Source organism: Pseudomonas frederiksbergensis (assembly GCF_017114915.1).
Taxonomy (GTDB): Bacteria; Pseudomonadota; Gammaproteobacteria; order Pseudomonadales; family Pseudomonadaceae; genus Aquipseudomonas; species Aquipseudomonas frederiksbergensis_I.
The window spans coordinates 1-1,630 of record NZ_JAAUOE010000103.1 but is presented as its reverse complement, the minus strand read 5'-3'; the positions used below and the strand labels follow the sequence as shown (position 1 = coordinate 1,630).

The window sequence follows — 1,630 nt, the reverse complement described above, 5'->3', positions numbered from 1 at the left end:
GCACTTCATCAATGTGAATCCTGACCGGCACCCGCTGCGCCAGACGCACCCAGTTGTTGAGACGGGTCACGTAACCGTCCAGCCATAGTCATCCCCACCGCTCGTCCGAAATGTGCCGATACCTGTAATTTCTGACAGTAGACGCCTCAAATCCACGAACACAGACTGTGCTGACCGGAAAGAGCCACTGTATGTATGGGCTTCTGATAATGCATAGGTACGTTGGTCGCCATTCGGCAATCCGGAGCGCTTTTATTCAGAGGTGCTTATGAGCCATAGAAACATCGAACGTAGCGCAGGCGACCGCGATAATTTATTTGGCATCGAGGGTGAGAGGACGCTGAGCATCCTTCCCGACGATATTCTTGACACCCGTTTGATTAAGGGCGTTCTGGTACTCCCGGACAACAAAATTCTGTTGAGTATGACGCTGGAAACGCAGTCCGGTTTTGGACAATACGGGCTGGCAATGCTGACCGCTGAGGGCAAACTGGACCCAAGTTTTCACGATGGAGGTCTGCGGATTGACTCTTTCAACGGGGATAATCCCTGCGGCGGGGGCAGGCTCTTACGCCTTGCGGACGGAGGCCTGTTAATGCTCGGTTCTGACATCAGGTACGTGGGAGTGGATCCGGTAGCCCACTTGGCCATGGCCCGTTACTCCAGCAACTACGAGCTGGACCAATCTTTCGGAGAGCCGGGTACCGGCCACCAAATTATCGAAAATCAGCAGGACGAAATTTGCATGACGGACTTCTCCAAAGTCGTCGAGCAAGCAGACGGCAAACTACTCATCTGCACCACGTATCACAAATTGGGCGACTGGAGTAATACCACCGGCGTGCTCTTTCGGCTGCATCCCAACGGCACATTCGACAAGTCCTTCAAAAATACCGGTCGCCTAGATTTCAAAATGCAAGACTCGACCACGCCGACCGGTCTGTCCGCTGTGCTGCCCCAAGCGGACGGAAAAATCGTGGTGGCGGGTTATGGTCGTTTGCACTCAATGCGCGATACGGCACTTATTGCGCGCTTCGATAACAACGGCCTTCTCGACCAGAGCTTCGGCAGCCAAAATTCACCGGGTTACTGCGGCATCGAGGTAGACAACCGTTCGACCCGGTTCAACGACCTGCTATCCACGAATCGCGGTTTTGTCGGGCTCGGTCAAGTCGGTGACTCAAACAATCCCGACACCGAAGGAATGCTTTTTGGCATCACCCAAGATGGCTTGCCAGATCCCGATGTCAACAAGGGTGAACCGGTGTTGACGAAATACCATCAGGACCGAGAAGGCGCGTGGCTCAATGGCTACGTGCAACCCGATGGAAAATTAGTGACTACAGCGGCACGGCATTACATATACCTTGCGCGTTGGCTGACTAACGGCATGGCCGACCAAACGTTCGGCACTGACGGGCATATATCGGAAGACTCTTCGAATGCCGCAGAGCCGGCCATTGTGGCTGGTCGCCACGAGAACAAAACTCTCTGGGCCGGCAATCCCACCGGAGTCGCCGGTGGACTGGGCAAACTGATCGCTTACCTTGGCTGAATCAGTCATGTGCTGTTTGTTGTAATGGCGCCGGAGATGGTGTGACCACCACCGTACACGTAATCCCCGCCGCCA

General features: G+C 54.7%; 2 protein-coding genes. One reads left to right on the top strand and one right to left on the bottom strand.

Annotated elements, in window-relative coordinates:
* On the bottom strand, nucleotides 1-70 hold a 70-nt coding region (locus HCU66_RS27710; protein WP_479561822.1), incomplete at its 3' end, for a hypothetical protein.
* 198 nt (nucleotides 71-268) lie between these two features.
* Between HCU66_RS27710 and HCU66_RS26900 the strand changes: the two genes are divergently transcribed.
* Entirely contained in the window at nucleotides 269-1,555 is a 1,287-nt protein-coding gene (locus HCU66_RS26900) for a hypothetical protein (protein ID WP_205891380.1), read from the top strand.
* Nucleotides 1,556-1,630: the final 75 nt, after the last annotated feature.

Excerpts from the sequence above, each read along its gene's own strand:
- HCU66_RS26900 (WP_205891380.1), top strand. The coding sequence starts at position 269 with ATGAGCCATAGAAACATCGAACGTAGCGCAGGCGACCGCGATAATTTA.